At 57.5% G+C, this 13,898-nt stretch carries 15 protein-coding genes; 8 read left to right on the forward strand and 7 right to left on the reverse strand.

What is annotated here, in order from left to right:
- Positions 1-8: 8 nt before the first annotated feature.
- From CVU69_10555 to CVU69_10570, 4 genes are all read right to left on the reverse strand, one after another.
- The gene (locus CVU69_10555; protein PKN11776.1) at positions 9-3,176 is read right to left on the reverse strand and encodes an alpha-amylase; all 3,168 of its coding nucleotides are present in this window, start codon (positions 3,174-3,176) and stop codon (positions 9-11) included.
- A gap of 78 nt (positions 3,177-3,254) precedes the next feature.
- On the reverse strand, positions 3,255-5,759 hold the full coding sequence (locus CVU69_10560) for a phosphoglucomutase (protein PKN11777.1): 2,505 nt from the start codon (positions 5,757-5,759) through the stop codon (positions 3,255-3,257).
- 49 nt (positions 5,760-5,808) lie between these two features.
- On the reverse strand, positions 5,809-6,171 hold the full coding sequence (locus CVU69_10565; protein PKN11778.1) for a two-component system response regulator: 363 nt from the start codon (positions 6,169-6,171) through the stop codon (positions 5,809-5,811).
- Positions 6,164-7,744, reverse strand: coding sequence for a hypothetical protein (locus tag CVU69_10570; GenBank protein ID PKN11779.1), 1,581 nt, complete (start codon positions 7,742-7,744; stop codon positions 6,164-6,166). The genes CVU69_10565 and CVU69_10570 overlap by 8 nt, the downstream gene beginning before the upstream one ends.
- A gap of 148 nt (positions 7,745-7,892) precedes the next feature.
- On the opposite strand from CVU69_10570, the gene CVU69_10575 reads away from it, so the two are divergent.
- The 6 genes from CVU69_10575 (at position 7,893) to CVU69_10600 (ending at position 11,329) form a co-directional block, all read left to right on the forward strand.
- Positions 7,893-8,810: a TIGR01212 family radical SAM protein gene (locus CVU69_10575; GenBank protein PKN11780.1), complete on the forward strand. Its 918-nt coding sequence runs from the start codon at positions 7,893-7,895 to the stop codon at positions 8,808-8,810.
- A complete protein-coding gene (gene recO, locus CVU69_10580) occupies positions 8,735-9,547 on the forward strand; it encodes a DNA repair protein RecO (GenBank protein PKN11781.1) in 813 nt (270 codons plus the stop codon). Before CVU69_10575 ends, recO begins: the two co-directional genes overlap by 76 nt.
- A gap of 72 nt (positions 9,548-9,619) precedes the next feature.
- On the forward strand, positions 9,620-9,901 hold the full coding sequence (locus CVU69_10585; GenBank protein ID PKN11782.1) for a hypothetical protein: 282 nt from the start codon (positions 9,620-9,622) through the stop codon (positions 9,899-9,901).
- Positions 9,892-10,302: a VapC toxin family PIN domain ribonuclease gene (locus CVU69_10590; protein PKN11783.1), complete on the forward strand. Its 411-nt coding sequence runs from the start codon at positions 9,892-9,894 to the stop codon at positions 10,300-10,302. The genes CVU69_10585 and CVU69_10590 overlap by 10 nt, the downstream gene beginning before the upstream one ends.
- Positions 10,303-10,358: 56 nt before the next feature.
- Entirely contained in the window at positions 10,359-10,826 is a 468-nt protein-coding gene (locus CVU69_10595) for an MFS transporter (protein ID PKN11784.1), read from the forward strand.
- Between the two features lie 32 nt (positions 10,827-10,858).
- A complete protein-coding gene (locus tag CVU69_10600; protein ID PKN11785.1) occupies positions 10,859-11,329 on the forward strand; it encodes a hypothetical protein in 471 nt (156 codons plus the stop codon).
- A gap of 30 nt (positions 11,330-11,359) precedes the next feature.
- Here the strand turns inward: CVU69_10600 and CVU69_10605 are convergent, their stop codons facing one another.
- Complete coding sequence (locus CVU69_10605; protein ID PKN11786.1) at positions 11,360-11,671, reverse strand: type II toxin-antitoxin system RelE/ParE family toxin; 312 nt, start codon at positions 11,669-11,671, stop codon at positions 11,360-11,362.
- Entirely contained in the window at positions 11,659-11,847 is a 189-nt protein-coding gene (locus CVU69_10610) for a hypothetical protein (protein PKN11787.1), read from the reverse strand. The genes CVU69_10605 and CVU69_10610 overlap by 13 nt, the downstream gene beginning before the upstream one ends.
- 212 nt (positions 11,848-12,059) lie before the next feature.
- Here CVU69_10610 and CVU69_10615 point away from each other — a divergent pair, with 212 nt between their 5' ends.
- On the forward strand, positions 12,060-13,046 hold the full coding sequence (locus CVU69_10615; protein PKN11788.1) for a transposase: 987 nt from the start codon (positions 12,060-12,062) through the stop codon (positions 13,044-13,046).
- On the opposite strand, the gene CVU69_10620 is transcribed toward CVU69_10615, so the two are convergent.
- Positions 13,043-13,267 carry a hypothetical protein gene (locus CVU69_10620; protein PKN11789.1) on the reverse strand — a complete coding sequence of 75 codons (225 nt, stop codon included), beginning with the start codon at positions 13,265-13,267 and terminating at the stop codon, positions 13,043-13,045. The two genes, CVU69_10615 and CVU69_10620, sit on opposite strands and share 4 nt — an antisense overlap.
- A 210-nt stretch (positions 13,268-13,477) precedes the next feature.
- On the opposite strand from CVU69_10620, the gene CVU69_10625 reads away from it, so the two are divergent.
- On the forward strand, positions 13,478-13,864 hold the full coding sequence (locus tag CVU69_10625) for a hypothetical protein (protein ID PKN11790.1): 387 nt from the start codon (positions 13,478-13,480) through the stop codon (positions 13,862-13,864).
- Positions 13,865-13,898: the final 34 nt, after the last annotated feature.

Here is a 13,898-nt window from a genome sequence, read left to right on the forward strand (position 1 = left end):
CCGCCACCTTACTCAAAGTCACAGAACTTTTCCACCTGATACGCGTTCAACTCCGCCTTCTTCGCCAACGCCGCGATTTCGCTACGCAGAACCGCCACCCGGACCTTGCGCCGCTCTTTTGCCACTCCCCCGGTCAGTTCGAAGACAAGGATCTCCTCCAGGCGCTGCAGCAGCGTTGTCAACGCGCCCTGATCGACATAGCTCTTCCCTTCCCAGGCATGCCAGTTGAGGGCGGCGCGCAACGACGGCTCGGCGCAGAGATGAGGAAGAAGTTCTGCCAGTGACAGATCAGCCAACTCAGCGCGGTGGCGCCACAGTGCCCGGTAAAGGGCCGAAGCTGTGGAATCACCGAGGATTTCGCCGACGACGCGATCGAGTCCTTTGGCAGCAAAGATCGCGGGGAGGTCGTCCCCGGCATTCGCCTGGCGCAGCAGCGCCCAGACAAGCAGAGACAAGGAGCTTGCCGTTGCTTCGACAAGTTGACACTGAGGCGTCGTCAGGGGAAGGGGTTTTTGGCCAAAGAGCAGGAAGAAGTCGGCAAGAGCACTCTCTACAGCCCCGACCGCCTCTGTCGGCTTTTTACCGGTGCATGCGGTGATGGCGCGCCGCCCTTCCTCCGAAAGGAGGCGACACAGGGCGGCTTGCTCGGGAGCAAAGCGGAGATCGATGAGTTCGCGGTCGAGTTGCGCTACCGGCTGCCCCCCGAGGCGGGTGCAGAGGACATCAAGGTGCTCGTCCCAAGCCAGCGCTTGCCAATCGACAAAGACATGGACACCGTAGGAACCGAGGGCCAGCGAGAAGTTGTTGCCGAAGAAATCCTCGTGACGGCGCAGATATTCCAGGTCGCTGGTCGCGTCGCGAAAACGCCAGAAGGGGGCATCGTGCTCGCCCAGACCAAGGCCGTCATAGAGTTGCGGAGCGATCAGGCCTTCGCCCTCGCCTTCCTTGATGCGCTTGCCGGTACTGGTGCCGATCACTCCGGTGATCTCACCGTGGGAATTATGAACAATCACCAGCGCCCGCTCTCCGCCCTTGCGGTTGCTGTAGACAAAGACGTTATCGTTGACAGCCCCATTGCAAAGGAAATCGTAAAGGTAAAAAGCATCGGCACCGCTGAAGAGGGGGCGACGGCGCAGCAGCGGGAAGATGGTCCGTTCATGATAGGAAATAAACCCGGTATCCGGTATCTCCTGAAAACGGGCGCGGCGGTACTCCATGCCGTATTTCTCTTCAAAGCCGTCAATCTGGCCATGCCCGAACATCGGCAGGCCGGGCATGGTGGCGAGGAGGGTGGCAACGGCAAAGTATTTATCCCCTTTGCCGAACTGGGCCACGGCCGTCTCTTCATCCGGATTATTCATGAAGTTGACAAAACGCTGCAGGATGCCGCTGTCGAATTCGAGGATCTGGCGGATGACGCCGCGGTACTTGCCGTTCTCTTCGCGCTTGAGCATGTTCATGAAGGCGCTGTTGTAGACGCGATGCATGCCGAGGGTACGGACAAAGTAGCCCTCCATCAGCCAGAAAGCTTCGGCGAGAAGGAGCGTATCCGGCACCTCGGCGGCAACACGATCGACAACCTGCCGCCAGAACTCCACCGGAAAGAGGCGTTCGAATTCTTCGCGGGACAAGGTGTGCTCGGCCCGGCTCGGCACCCCGGCGGCACCGGGAAGGGGGAACCAGAGGCGCTCGAAATGCTTCTTCGCCAGAGTCATCGCCGCATCGAAACGGATAATCTTGAAACGGCGAGCGACAGCAAGGATGGTGCAGATCATCGCTTCGCGCACATCTTCGCGCAGGAAGTTAAGTTGGGCCGTGTCGTTCCAGGGGAGATGGGTGCCGTCGTTGCCGTGGTAGATGTAACGGGTCCGGCCGTTCTGCACATGCTTGAAGACCACCGCCGCGTCCGTATGATTCCAGTAACCGTCGTCGATATAGAGTTCGAGCCCATCGGTCGTCGCCAGATTCGGACCACTGAAGGAGTAGGCCGGATACGGGGGATAATCAACCTGAATAAACCAATCGGGCTGTTCTTTGCTCCACAGGGAATCGATGCCGGTATGATTGGGGACAACGTCGCAGGCGAGGCGGAGACCGCGCTGCCGGCAGCGCTGGGTGAGACGTTCAAGAGCTTCTTCGCCACCGAGATCAGCGGCCACGACATAATCGTAAAGGGAATAGGCCGAAGCGACGGCGTCATGATTCCCCATCCGCTGCTTGATGATCGCCGAGGCGGTGGAGCGCTCCCACAGGCCGATCAGCCACAGGGAGGTAAAACCGCGCCGCGCCAGGATCTCCAGCTCTTCATCGGGAATTTCATCGAGCCGCGTGATCGAGCGCTGATAAAGACGGGAGAGTTGATCGAGCCAGACGTAGACGGTTTTGGCGATGAGGACAACATGGGGCATCCAGTCGCTGTCCGCGGAGAAGCGTTCGGCCTCTTCGGCGTCATGGCGGCTGAAGCTCGGCGCAACACTCGGACCGGGACCGCCGCCACGCACCGCCTCTTCTTCCGCCACCAGGGCAAAGGCCAGGGTGATTTCGTCGAGAAATTCCGGGGGGAGGAGATCAGCCCAATTGGCGCCGACATAGCGCAGTTGCCCGGCCAAGGAGTCCGGCGCCGCCAACAGCGGTTCAAGGAGGAGTTGCAGCAGGGTCTTCTGTCCCCCGGCTCGCTCCACCGGCGGCAATAACTGACGATCGATCCGTTGCACGGTTTGCCGCCACGGTACCGCAGCATCGAGATCGACGGGATCAAAGAGGGGGAGGAGCGGCCTGGCGGCAGCGTTCTGACTCTGCGCGGCGAGAATAAAGAGTTCGGCAGCAACTTCAACCGGCGCGACAGGCCCCTCTGCAGCGGGGCGGCCAGGCGGGTAAAGACGGAGAAAGGCCGTTGCCGTGGCGGTAAAATCGTCGTCTGGCACGGGGGCTGCGAGGGCTGCGAGGGAACGCACGGCAATAAGGCGGAAGGCGCGGCTGAGTTGGGCAAAGAGGTTGACATGCGCCCCGCCCGGCGCGGCTGCGGAGAAGCTTGACTGCATCGCCGCCGCGATCTGGCGCAGGGCAAAACGTTCCTTGCCAGGAGGGGGGGCCAATTGTGACGGGGCAAGTTGTAGCCGCTGGCAGGCAGCGGCGCTGGTTTGCAGGGCCAGCGGAAAGTAGGGGCGCATCGTCATAGATTCATCACAATCCTGATTTATTGTCGTCGACCAGCGGTTTTTAATACTGCTTCATTCGCGCCAGGAGTGCAAGTATCAGTCGCGGCGCAACTCCTGCTGCCAGGCTTCGACTTTACGGCAATAGTCATCAAGCAGGCGCTTTGCCCGCTCTGAATCATCCGCTTCCGCGACGACATGGACCAGTGAGCGATACTGATCCGGAAGAACCAACACCCAGGCATCATCGAGGTAAACTTTGACGCCATCGATAAAGGAGACATCAAGATCGACCGAGTCCTCACTCATCTTGCGCATAATCCCCCCCTTCAGATCAAAAGAACAGGGGAGCTGCGCCCGGCAATAGGTGCGTTGCGACAGTTCACTGCGCAGCTGCCCGAGCTTAAGACCGGTACGGGTGAGCATCTCCAGGGTCTTGACGACCGTAAAGAGTGCATCAAAGTTGGGCTGGAAGACCGGAAAGGCGATACGGCCATCGAGGGCGGCGGCCATGCACACCTGTTTCTCCTTGGCCGCCTCGACCAGGGCGCGGCCGTCCTCTTTCACTCGCTTGACCTTCAATCCTTCCCCCTTTGCCGCCAACTCCACCGCCGAAGGGGCGGCGACAGGGACGACGAGGATCCCCTGTTTTTTGGCACGGCAGGTCAGGGAGACCAGGGTCATCAGGGCCTCAAGCTCACTGAGAACAAAACCGGTTTCGTCGACCATACGGATCCGTTCGCCCGAGGGTCCCATCCAGAAACCGGCGACCGCCTCCAGGGTGACGACGATGCGCGACAGTTGATCGATCGCCCGCTCGGTCTGGTCGGCAGTCTTGCCGGTATAAGCTTCGACCATGTGGGCATTGAGTTCGATGACTTCACAACCGATTTCACTCAACAGGGCAGGGAGAACGGCACCGGCCGGAGAGTGATTAAGATCGATGACGACCTTGGGGGCAGCGCGGCGGAGGAGGTCGCGGTCGATGGCCCGCAGGAAACCTTCATGATAAAAATCGTAGATGCGCGGGAGTTCGTGAATCGCTCCGGGTTCGGTGTAATGGACGCGACGGAAGTTCTCCTTGAAAAAGACCCGCTCGATCGCTTTTGCCGAATTCACCGAGATCTCGACGCCATCGGCATCGTAAAAGATAATCTCGGTGATGGCGGGATCATCCATGGCCTGGCGAAAATGGACACCGCCGACCTCACCGAAGGTGGTGAGCTTGTAGCGCAGCACCGGCAGGGAGATCATCTTGACATCGCGCACATTGACCCCGCTGGAAAGGACGCCGCCGAGGAAGGCACGTTTGAGCATGCGCGAAGCGTGAATCGGATCGCGACCGGCAAGAATAAAGGAATCCTTGGGCAGGGTGGAACCGTAGGCAGCACCGAGCTTGGCGGCAAACTCGGGGGTGAGTTCGACATTGGTCAGGCCGCGCACCATCGCCCCCTCGAAGAGACTCTTGCGCCACTTCTCCCCCCAGATAAGATTGGTGGTAACGATCGCCCCTCCTTCCACCTCTTTACGCGGCCAGATCTTGACATCCTTCTTGATCAGCGCCTGCGCGCCGACAATCGTCTCGGCGCCGATGATCGCTCCCTCTTCGATGATGACCTCTTCACCTAGTCGGACACTGTGACAAAGGACCGCGCCCTGTACCCGGCTCCCCTTTTTGAGGTGGACGTTGTCCCAAAGGACCGCGCCATCAAGCTCAACCCCTTCTTCGATCGAACAGTTACGGCCGATAATACTGTTTTTGAGGTGAGCACCGGCATGAATCTGGCTGTTCTCGCCGATCACCACCATCCCTTCAAGGATGGCGTTGCGGCTCTGCGCTTCATGACCGAGATAGATCTGGCTCCCCGGCGGTGCCTGCTCATCAATCTTGACGTTGATACGCCCGGCACAGATGTCATGACTGGCTTCGAGGTACGCCTCAGTATTGCCGATATCCGCCCAATAACCGCTGAGAGTGCAGCCAAAGAGGGGTGATTGTTCTTCGAGCATGCGCGGGAAGATATCCTTTGACCAGTCGAGGTTGGCATGGTCGTCGATCAGATCGAGGACGGCCGGCTCCAGAACATAAATACCGGTGTTGATGGTGTCGGAGAAGACTTCGCCCCACCCCGGCTTTTCGAGAAATTTGTTGATCCGCCCTTCCTTGTTGGTGATGACGACCCCGAACTGCAAGGGATCTTTCACCGACGTCAGGGTGATCGTTGCCAGCGCCTGCTTTTCCCGATGGAAAGCGATGGCCCGCGACAGGTCAAAATCGGTGAGGAGGTCACCGCTGATAATCAGAAAAGTATCGTCGAGATATTTGGCTGCCGCCTTGACCGCCCCGGCGGTGCCGAAGTCTTCCAGAGGGGTGACATAGGTAATCCGCACGCCGAATTCGCTGCCATCACCGAAGAAACGCTTGATGGTCATCGGCTGATGGTAAAGGAGGAAGATCAGCTCGGTGATGCCGTGTTTTTTTAAAAGGTCGACGATATGGAGCATGATCGGCCGGTTGACCAGCGGGATCATCGGCTTGGGAAGATCGATGGTCAAAGGCTGAATACGGGTTCCGAATCCTCCTGCCATTATCACTGCTTTCATAACGCCTCCGTAGAAGAAAAAATTATGAATTCATCCTTCATAATTGTTTTTACTGTTTGTTCTTCGCCAGGACCCGGGCCACTTCCGACTTCAATTCAGAGAAATCGGAACTCTTGACCACATAGCCATCGGCGATCCACGACGAAAAATCGTCCTTGTAACTGCTGTAGGCGGTGCAAAGGATCACCGGCAGAGGCGAGCGTTCGCTGGCCAGTCGCTGCAACAGCTGCAAACCACTCTCGCCCGGCATCTGCACATCAAGAATCATCAGATCGAAGCTCGATTGTGCCAACGCTTCCTCGGCCTCGGCCACCGAAGCCGCCGTCTCCACCTGATAGCCTTCGTCTTCGAGTTCGGCGGCAAAGAGGTGGCGGATGTCCCGTTCATCGTCAACCAGCAACAGTTTAGCCATGATTGTTCTCCTTGTTGTCGGGGAGGATAACTGTATAGGTTGCGCCGCCATCCGGACGCTCCTCTCGTACAATTTGTCCCCCTTGCTGCTTCAACATCCGCATCACCAGGGCAAGCTCTATATCGCGGGGCTGACTTTTACCGGCCTCCCCTTCTTCATCATCTAAAATTGTCTTCCCGCCAAACGAGAAACTCACGGAGATCTCCGCTTCCCCCCGGCTCAGCTCAATCTTAAGAGCTCCTCCCTCCGGCAACGCGCCGATGCAGCGATCAATAATAATCTTCAAACAGTAACTGACCTTTTTGAGATCAAAGAGCGCAATAACTTCGTTCTCGGGCGGCTCGAATGAGCAGGTAATCCCCCGGACTTTCATCTTCGCCGCATGAAGGAGCAGCGCCGCGGTAATCGTCTTGCCGAGATTCCAGCGATCGTGCGGCGGGTGTTGACTGTCGGTTTCCGCCAAAAGATGGCTGGTCGTTTCGCCGATGAGCTCGCTCTGACGGAGAATGACTTCGATCCCCTGCCGCTGTTCGGTGCTGAGCTCCCCCTTGAGGAGACGGCGGGCATAACCACCGATAATCGTCAAGGGATTACGAATGCGGTGGGCGATATCGGCCGACATCTCGCCGATCAGCGCCAGTTTCTCCATGCGGACAATGACTTCCTGCTGGGCGCTGAGTCGCTGGTGCGCTTCGGTCAGTTTGCTCAGCTCCTGACGGAGTCGTTCGTAGAGAGCAGCCCGCTCAATGGCGTAAGAGACCGGCAGAGCAAAGGTTTCGAGACGGTGCAGGTCATTCTCACTGATCGGCGCCCGGGTGACGATATTGTCGGCAAGGAGGATGCCGATGCGCCGGTCGCCGCTCAGCAGGGGGACGAGGACCAGTTCACTGGTACCAAGAAGTTCGACCTGCCGCGGATCAAGCCCCGGCTCATTCCAGGGCTGGGAGATATGCACCGACTGACGACTTTCCAATGTTGAGACAAAGAGGTGATCATGACGGTTCAAGGGGATGGAGAGGCCATCAAGGAGATCGCGAAAACGCGCCTGTTCAGCTGTCAACTTTTCGGCCAGAAAACGCCGCGCCATCTCTTCGAGCGATTCGTCCCGCTCAGCAATCTCGTTCCAGATCTGCCACCCCTCAGCTGCGGTGCGCGGCCCGACGGCGAGGTAACCGTTCAATTGCTCGCGAGCCTCGTCGACAAGGAGAAGGACGGCTCGATTCAATCCATACCCTTTGCCGGCGGTAATCGCCGTCAAGGCCATAACGATAACTTCATCGCGGCCCACGGAGCCCTGAAGAAAAATCCCGACATCTCGCAGGAATTCAAACTCCCGATCATTAACCTCAAGGCGATAGTTGAGTTCTTCAAGACGATGCTGGGCATATAACAGGGCGGTGGCGAGGGACGGGACCGTCCCCTCCTCCGTCCCCTGGGCGAGATCGCGCACGTTCCGCCAGAAGTCAGGACAGTCGAAACAGCGATCAAAGACCAACGCATCATCCCCCCCGATCGGCGGGTGGGGACAGTGCAGCGGATCGCTGCAAAAAAGGGCTGTCGAAAAATTATTCACTGATTAATAATCCGAAATCAAAGGGGAAAGAGCAGAGCGATGAGCGTTGCGCAAAAGTATAACACGATCTTTTTAATTGCCAAGAAAAAGAGAACTTAATCTTTTGGCGGATTTGCCCTCTCGTCCCTTTCCGTGGCATAGTTCCGCCATGGAAGCGAAGCGTTATCATCTCTATTCGAATCGACTCAAAGAGCAATTCGGCCGGCGGGTGCACAAGATCTCCGTCGATGCCGGTTTCGGCTGCCCACATCGCGACGGCGGACGGGAACAGGGCGGCTGCATCTTTTGCGACCCCACCGGTTCAGGATCGGTCGGACTCGACCACCGCCTCAGTGTCGCCGCCCAACTGCAGGCGGGCAAAGAGATCATGCAGCGCAAGTACAAGGCCGAGCAGTTCATCGCCTATTTTCAACCCTTCTCCAACACCTACGCACCGGTCGAAGAGTTGCGCCGTCTCTACGACGAAGCCCTCAGCGTCGATGGCGTTGTTGGTCTCGCCATCGGCACCCGCCCGGATTGCCTCCCAAATGACGTCCTCGACCTTCTCGGCGATTACGCCCGGCGCACCGATCTCTGGCTGGAGATCGGCGTGCAATCCAGCCACGACGCCACCTTGCAACGACTGCGGCGCGGCCACGATTATGGCTGCTTCCTTGACGCCCTGGCGCGGGCACGGCAGCGTGGTCTGCGCGTCTGCGCCCACCTTATCCTTGGCCTCCCCGGCGAAAGTCACGCTGACATCCTCGCCACCACCAAGGAAATGGCGCGCCTTTGCCTCGACGGGGTCAAGCTCCACCTCCTCCATATCCTCAGCGGCACCGAACTCGGCGCTGCCTACCAGCGCGGCGAGATCTCCGTCCTTGATCAGGAGAGTTACGTCACTCTCGCCTGCGATGTTCTCGAACATCTCCACCCGGCAACGGTGATCCAGCGTCTCACCGGCGACGGCCCCCGCGACCGCCTCCTCGCCCCGCTGTGGTCGCTGAAAAAATGGGAAGTCCTCAACGCCATCGATGCCGAGATGGCACGCCGCGGCACGCGGCAGGGGGAGCGCTGCCGCCGATGAACCTGCACGCCAGCGACGCCATCATCCTTCACCATCGCGACTACGGCGAGAGTGACCGCATCGTCACCTTCCTCACCCCGGAGGACGGAATCTGCAAAGGTTTCGCCCGCAACGCCCGCGCCAGTCGCAAACGCTTCGGCCCGGCCCTTGAATCCTTCGCCCAGGTCCGTCTCCATTACAGCGCCCCCAAGGGGGGAGAATTTCTCAGCCTGCGCGACGCCGAACTGATCGACCTGCGCGTCGGCCTGCGCAGCGATCTGCAACGCCTCGCCCTCGCCGCTTACGGCTGCGAACTGGTCGAAGCCCTCGGCGGCGGCCACGGCCACCCCGAGATCTTTGCCCTCCTCGCCGCCTATCTCGACCACCTTTCCAGCGCCGGCGCCACGCCGGAAGCGCGCCTGCTCCTCGAAGTCCGTCTCCTCTTCCACTCCGGTTACGCTCCCCACCTCCTCCACTGCGCCGCCTGCTTCGGCCCCCTCCCCTACACCTTCTCATTCAGTGCTGAAATGGGTGGCAGCCTCTGCCCGGCCTGCGCCCCGCCGGGGCTGATCCCCGTCTCTCTCGGCACCATCGGCACCCTCTCCCGCCTCGCCCGCACCCCGATCGAAGCTTTTAGCGGCTTCCATTTTGGTGAACGGACCTTGAACGAAGGAGGAAAGATTCTCCGTGATGCGCTAAACCAGCATTTGACCAGGCCGCTGAAGTCACTAACCTTTTTGGAAGAGATGCAGGCGTAATAATCTAATTTCTTTGTTGCTAGAGATTAATAATAATGTAAAATATGATTATCATATTTTACAGGAGCTGCTATGCGCGTAGCCATTAGTTCAACCGAGGCGGTCCGAAATTTTTCAGAACTCCTCAACAACATCAAATACCGTGGTGATCGCTATACCGTCATTCGTGGCGGCAAGCCGGCCGCCGCCCTGGTTCCGGTAGAGCCGGCCAGTGCTGGTGCGACCTTGGCTGACCTGCGCCAGATCTTACAAACTCTCCCCCATCTCGACAGCAACGACACAGCTTTTGCAGCCGATGTCATAGCGGCGGAAAATGCACAGCCGGCGATGCCCGAGGCACTACCATGGGAGTAATCCTTGACTCCTCCGAGATCATCGCCCTGGAAAGAAATCGCGGAATGGTCGAGAATCTCGTGGCTGGTCGCGAAGACGAACCCTTCGGCATCAGCGTTGTCACTGTCGCTGAGCTTCTTCATGGCGTCGAACGCGCTGACTCCGAAATCCGCAGGATCCGCCGGCAGGCTTTTGTTGAAAAGGTGATAGAACTGTTCCCTGTGTACCCCTTTGATAACAGTGTTGCGCGCATCTACGCGAGAATATGGGCCTCGCTCATACAGCGCGGCTTTACGGTTGGTGCGCACGACTTAATCATTGCCGCGACGGCTATTTCTCTCGATTATACAGTCATTACTGCGAACCGGCGTGATTTCGAAAAAATTGAAGGATTGCGACTGGAAGTGCGACAGGAGAAGTGAGTCTCGGAAGGACTTAAGGGAGTTTCAATACGACAGACCTTCAGGAGAATCTACCAATGAATCATCCCATGCGCCGCCCGGAACGCGGCATCAGTGAAAGTGAAGCCCGGCAACTCCTGGAAGAGAGCGAATACGGCATCCTCTCTACCTGCGGAGCCGACGGTCAGCCGTACGGCCTCCCCCTCAGTTATTGTGTCATCGACAATGCCATTTACTTTCACTGCGCCCAGGCCGGGCACAAGATCGAAAATCTTGCCGCCGACAGCCGGGTCTCCTTCTGCGTGGTCGGGAAGACCGAGGTGCTGCCGGAAAGCTTCTCCACCCGCTACGAAAGCGTCATCGTCTTTGGCCGGGCTGTCGAGGTCCTGGACGCAGAGAAGCAGCAGGCCCTCGAAGGGCTGCTGCGGAAATATTCCGCCCCCTTCCTTGCCGAGGGGCTGGCCTATGTTGCCGCCAAGTGGGAGAAGACCAAGGTTATTCGTATCGATATCGACCAGATCAGCGGCAAGGCGCGGCGCATCTGAACGCCAATCGCAAGAGAAAGCAGGGCTGAACCATGCAGACCGGAAACCTCTTTGCCGATGCTCTCCCTCCTTTGGAAGGCGAGCGCTTCGAAATGATCCTGAAGCACAGGAATCTCGTCGTTGAGCGGATTGTGAGTTCTGCGGCGATGGTGCCGTGCGAGTATGTGCAGCCCCAGGATGAATGGGTAGTGCTTGTCCAGGGGGAAGCCACCCTTCAGGTTGCGGGCGAGACAATAGCTCTCAAGGCAGGCGATCACCTCTTCCTGCCGGCGGGGGTGCCGCATAGTGTGCAGCGGGTTTCCGAGGGGGCGATCTGGCTGGCGGTCCATCTTTATCCAGAGGATAAGAGCGATGCCGCGTATATCGAACGCCAAGGGAAGGTCGTGGTTCTTCGCCCCAAACGGCAGGGCCGGGAGAGCTTCTTCGCCAATGCGTCCCCGGTGCCGGGCGACTTTCTTGCTGATCGGACCGATCTGCCTCTGCAAAAGCGGGAACTCTTCTGATGTTCAAGGTGTAGCGAGGGGGATTATCGACTAAGTCGGCGGATCAAGGAGTTGTGCGGTCAACAGACGGCTGCCATGCACGACCGTTATTACAAAGACGGTATCGCTCTGCTCTTCATAACGATAGATGCAGCGATAAGCACCGTTGATGACTTCACGATGTGGGCGTTGCGGAAATTCCGGCAAGTGACGGCCGGCTTCGGGGAAGGTTCTGAGGTGTTCGACCGACTTGTACAGTCTCTCTACCTGGATGCGGGCGTACCACGGGGAGTCGGCAGCAATATAATCGTAAATCAGCTCAAGGTCACCAACCGCCTTGAGCGTCCACTTCAGCCCTGCCATCGGCGGGCAAGTCTTTCCATGGCTTCGTCGTGGGAGACGACGCGGCCCTCGCGCAAATCCTTCTCGCCGGCTTCGATCTTTTCGAGCAGATAGAGGCGATACATGACCTCTTCGGAGTCAACGGTTTCGGGGAGAGAGGTGAGGCAGGATTCGATAGCTGAGCGGGCCATGAGCATGAGGGACTCCTTCTGTTTTTGCTGTGGTAACCTTAACATGGCGATCGAGGGCGGTCAAACACGCAGACGCTAACGCCAACCAATGTAAGCGGGGGAAAAAGGGGCGGCAAGATTTCCTTTGACAGCGGATGAAAATTTGATAAGAATCGATGGGCATGGGGGACGCAGTTGATTTGTTGATTTGGAAATAACCCCTTGTATGATTGGACATCATGCCACGAGCCGCACGCCTTGACATCCCCGGAGTCCTCCAACACGTCATCTTCAGAGGAGTTGAACGTCGGGATATCTTCCTCAATGACACTGACCGGCGGTCATTTATGGAGCGCTTTTCCGCCTTGTTGACTCAGACAGGGACGGAATGCCTGGCCTGGTCGCTGATGAGCAATCATGCTCATCTTCTCTTGCGTCCGACAAAAGACACTCTGGGACATTTCATGCGGCGGCTTTTGACCGGCCATGCTGTCTCATTCAACCTGCGCCATCACCGCACCGGCCACCTTTTCCAAAACCGCTATAAATCTATCATCTGCGAGGAAAATCCCTATCTCCTTGAACTGGTTCGCTACATTCACCTCAACCCGTTGCGCGCCGGACTGGTGCAAGACCTGACGGACCTGGACGTTTATCCCTGGTGCGGGCATGCGGTATTGATGGGGCGGCGGGAGATGGCACAACAGAATGTTGCGGAAGTCCTTGCCTATTTCGGGAAGGAGACAAGGACGGCTCGGGAAAGATATCGCTCCTTTGTTGCTGACGGTATCTCCCTGGGGAAGAGAGATGAACTTGTGGGGGGCGGGCTGAAACGAGCGTTGAAGCTGACCGGTGACGAGGTCGTCACCGCTTACGACGACAGGATTCTCGGCGGAGCCGATTTTGTCGAAGAGTTGCGACAGGAAAAGGAGATTGCAGCGAGACTCGGTACTCTCCTGCCGCTGCCGGAGCTGATAAAACGCGTGGCCGACTTTGCCGGGGTTGACGCAAAGGGGTTGTCGCAGCGAGGGAGAAACCCTCTGGTCGTCGATACGAAGAGCATCATCTGTTTTCTGGCTGCGCGAAAGATCGGTTACAGCGGTGAGATCATCGCCAGAGCATTGGGGCTCACACGTTCCGGAGTTTGCCGCAGCGCATCACGCGGGGAAGTCATGATCCGGGAGAATCCCGATAAATGGGGTAAAGTCGAAGAGTTAGTCAACTAATCAACTGCGTCCCCCATAAGATTACTGACCATAATTTTAAACCTAAGACGGCTGAAGCTCCTTATGTTGCAAGGGTAGACGGTAAAGCAATGGACAAAACTAACATAGAAAAATTTAAGGAGCATTTTGAGAGTAACTTTTCTTTTGTCCTCTGGTTGAACTTTAAATTTCTCGAAGACTTTCTGGGTCAGAATTCTGATGAGTTTATTGAGTTCCTTCATGGGAAAACTATGCCTTGAAAACCGGATTGATAAATCTGCTCTTATGGGTCTAGCCCTCGACACAAAACATGTGTAAACCATGAGCAAAATAAATGTCCAACAAGGCTTACGACCTGCCCAAAGAACCGGCAGGTCAAAGCCATGCCCGTTGATTGAGACAGATTCAGTGATAAAATAAAAAGAAACCATTAACACAAAGGAGAAACGAGCATGCGAATAGCCAAAGACGATGTGGACGTAAAGATGGAGATTCCTGGTGCCGTGATCCGTCAACAAACAGATTTTGGCGACGCAACAGGATTAGGCAAGATCAGCGGCGAGTTCTTCAGCCTCTCGGCGGGAGTCGACACCACCCCGCTATTTCAGGGACTAGAAGGCAATATGTGTCAGTGCCCACACTGGGGATTCGTCTTGCGAGGCCAACTCACCACGACCGACGCGAATGGCGCACAGGAGATGGTCAATGCGAATGATCTTTTTTACTGGCCACCCGGGCACAATGTAAAGGTCAATTCAGACGCGGAAATCATCATGTTCAGCCCTCAGCGCGAGCACAGCCATGTCATCAACCACATGATTGAGAAGGTGAAAAGTTAAGCTTGGTGCCAAGAGTATGCGTCGCTCTCTTCCC

It is taken from the genome of Deltaproteobacteria bacterium HGW-Deltaproteobacteria-4, from assembly GCA_002841765.1.
Lineage (GTDB): Bacteria > Desulfobacterota > Desulfuromonadia > Desulfuromonadales > UBA2197 > UBA2197.

Coding starts and splice junctions, on each gene's coding strand:
- CVU69_10555 (PKN11776.1), bottom strand. CDS start 3,176: ATGACGATGCGCCCCTACTTTCCGCTGGCCCTGCAAACCAGCGCCGCT.
- CVU69_10560 (PKN11777.1), bottom strand. CDS start 5,759: ATGAAAGCAGTGATAATGGCAGGAGGATTCGGAACCCGTATTCAGCCT.
- CVU69_10565 (PKN11778.1), bottom strand. CDS start 6,171: ATGGCTAAACTGTTGCTGGTTGACGATGAACGGGACATCCGCCACCTC.
- CVU69_10575 (PKN11780.1), top strand. CDS start 7,893: ATGGAAGCGAAGCGTTATCATCTCTATTCGAATCGACTCAAAGAGCAA.
- recO (PKN11781.1), top strand. CDS start 8,735: ATGGGAAGTCCTCAACGCCATCGATGCCGAGATGGCACGCCGCGGCAC.
- CVU69_10585 (PKN11782.1), top strand. CDS start 9,620: ATGCGCGTAGCCATTAGTTCAACCGAGGCGGTCCGAAATTTTTCAGAA.
- CVU69_10590 (PKN11783.1), top strand. CDS start 9,892: ATGGGAGTAATCCTTGACTCCTCCGAGATCATCGCCCTGGAAAGAAAT.
- CVU69_10595 (PKN11784.1), top strand. CDS start 10,359: ATGAATCATCCCATGCGCCGCCCGGAACGCGGCATCAGTGAAAGTGAA.
- CVU69_10600 (PKN11785.1), top strand. CDS start 10,859: ATGCAGACCGGAAACCTCTTTGCCGATGCTCTCCCTCCTTTGGAAGGC.
- CVU69_10605 (PKN11786.1), bottom strand. CDS start 11,671: ATGGCAGGGCTGAAGTGGACGCTCAAGGCGGTTGGTGACCTTGAGCTG.
- CVU69_10610 (PKN11787.1), bottom strand. CDS start 11,847: ATGCTCATGGCCCGCTCAGCTATCGAATCCTGCCTCACCTCTCTCCCC.
- CVU69_10615 (PKN11788.1), top strand. CDS start 12,060: ATGCCACGAGCCGCACGCCTTGACATCCCCGGAGTCCTCCAACACGTC.
- CVU69_10620 (PKN11789.1), bottom strand. CDS start 13,267: ATGAAGGAACTCAATAAACTCATCAGAATTCTGACCCAGAAAGTCTTC.
- CVU69_10625 (PKN11790.1), top strand. CDS start 13,478: ATGCGAATAGCCAAAGACGATGTGGACGTAAAGATGGAGATTCCTGGT.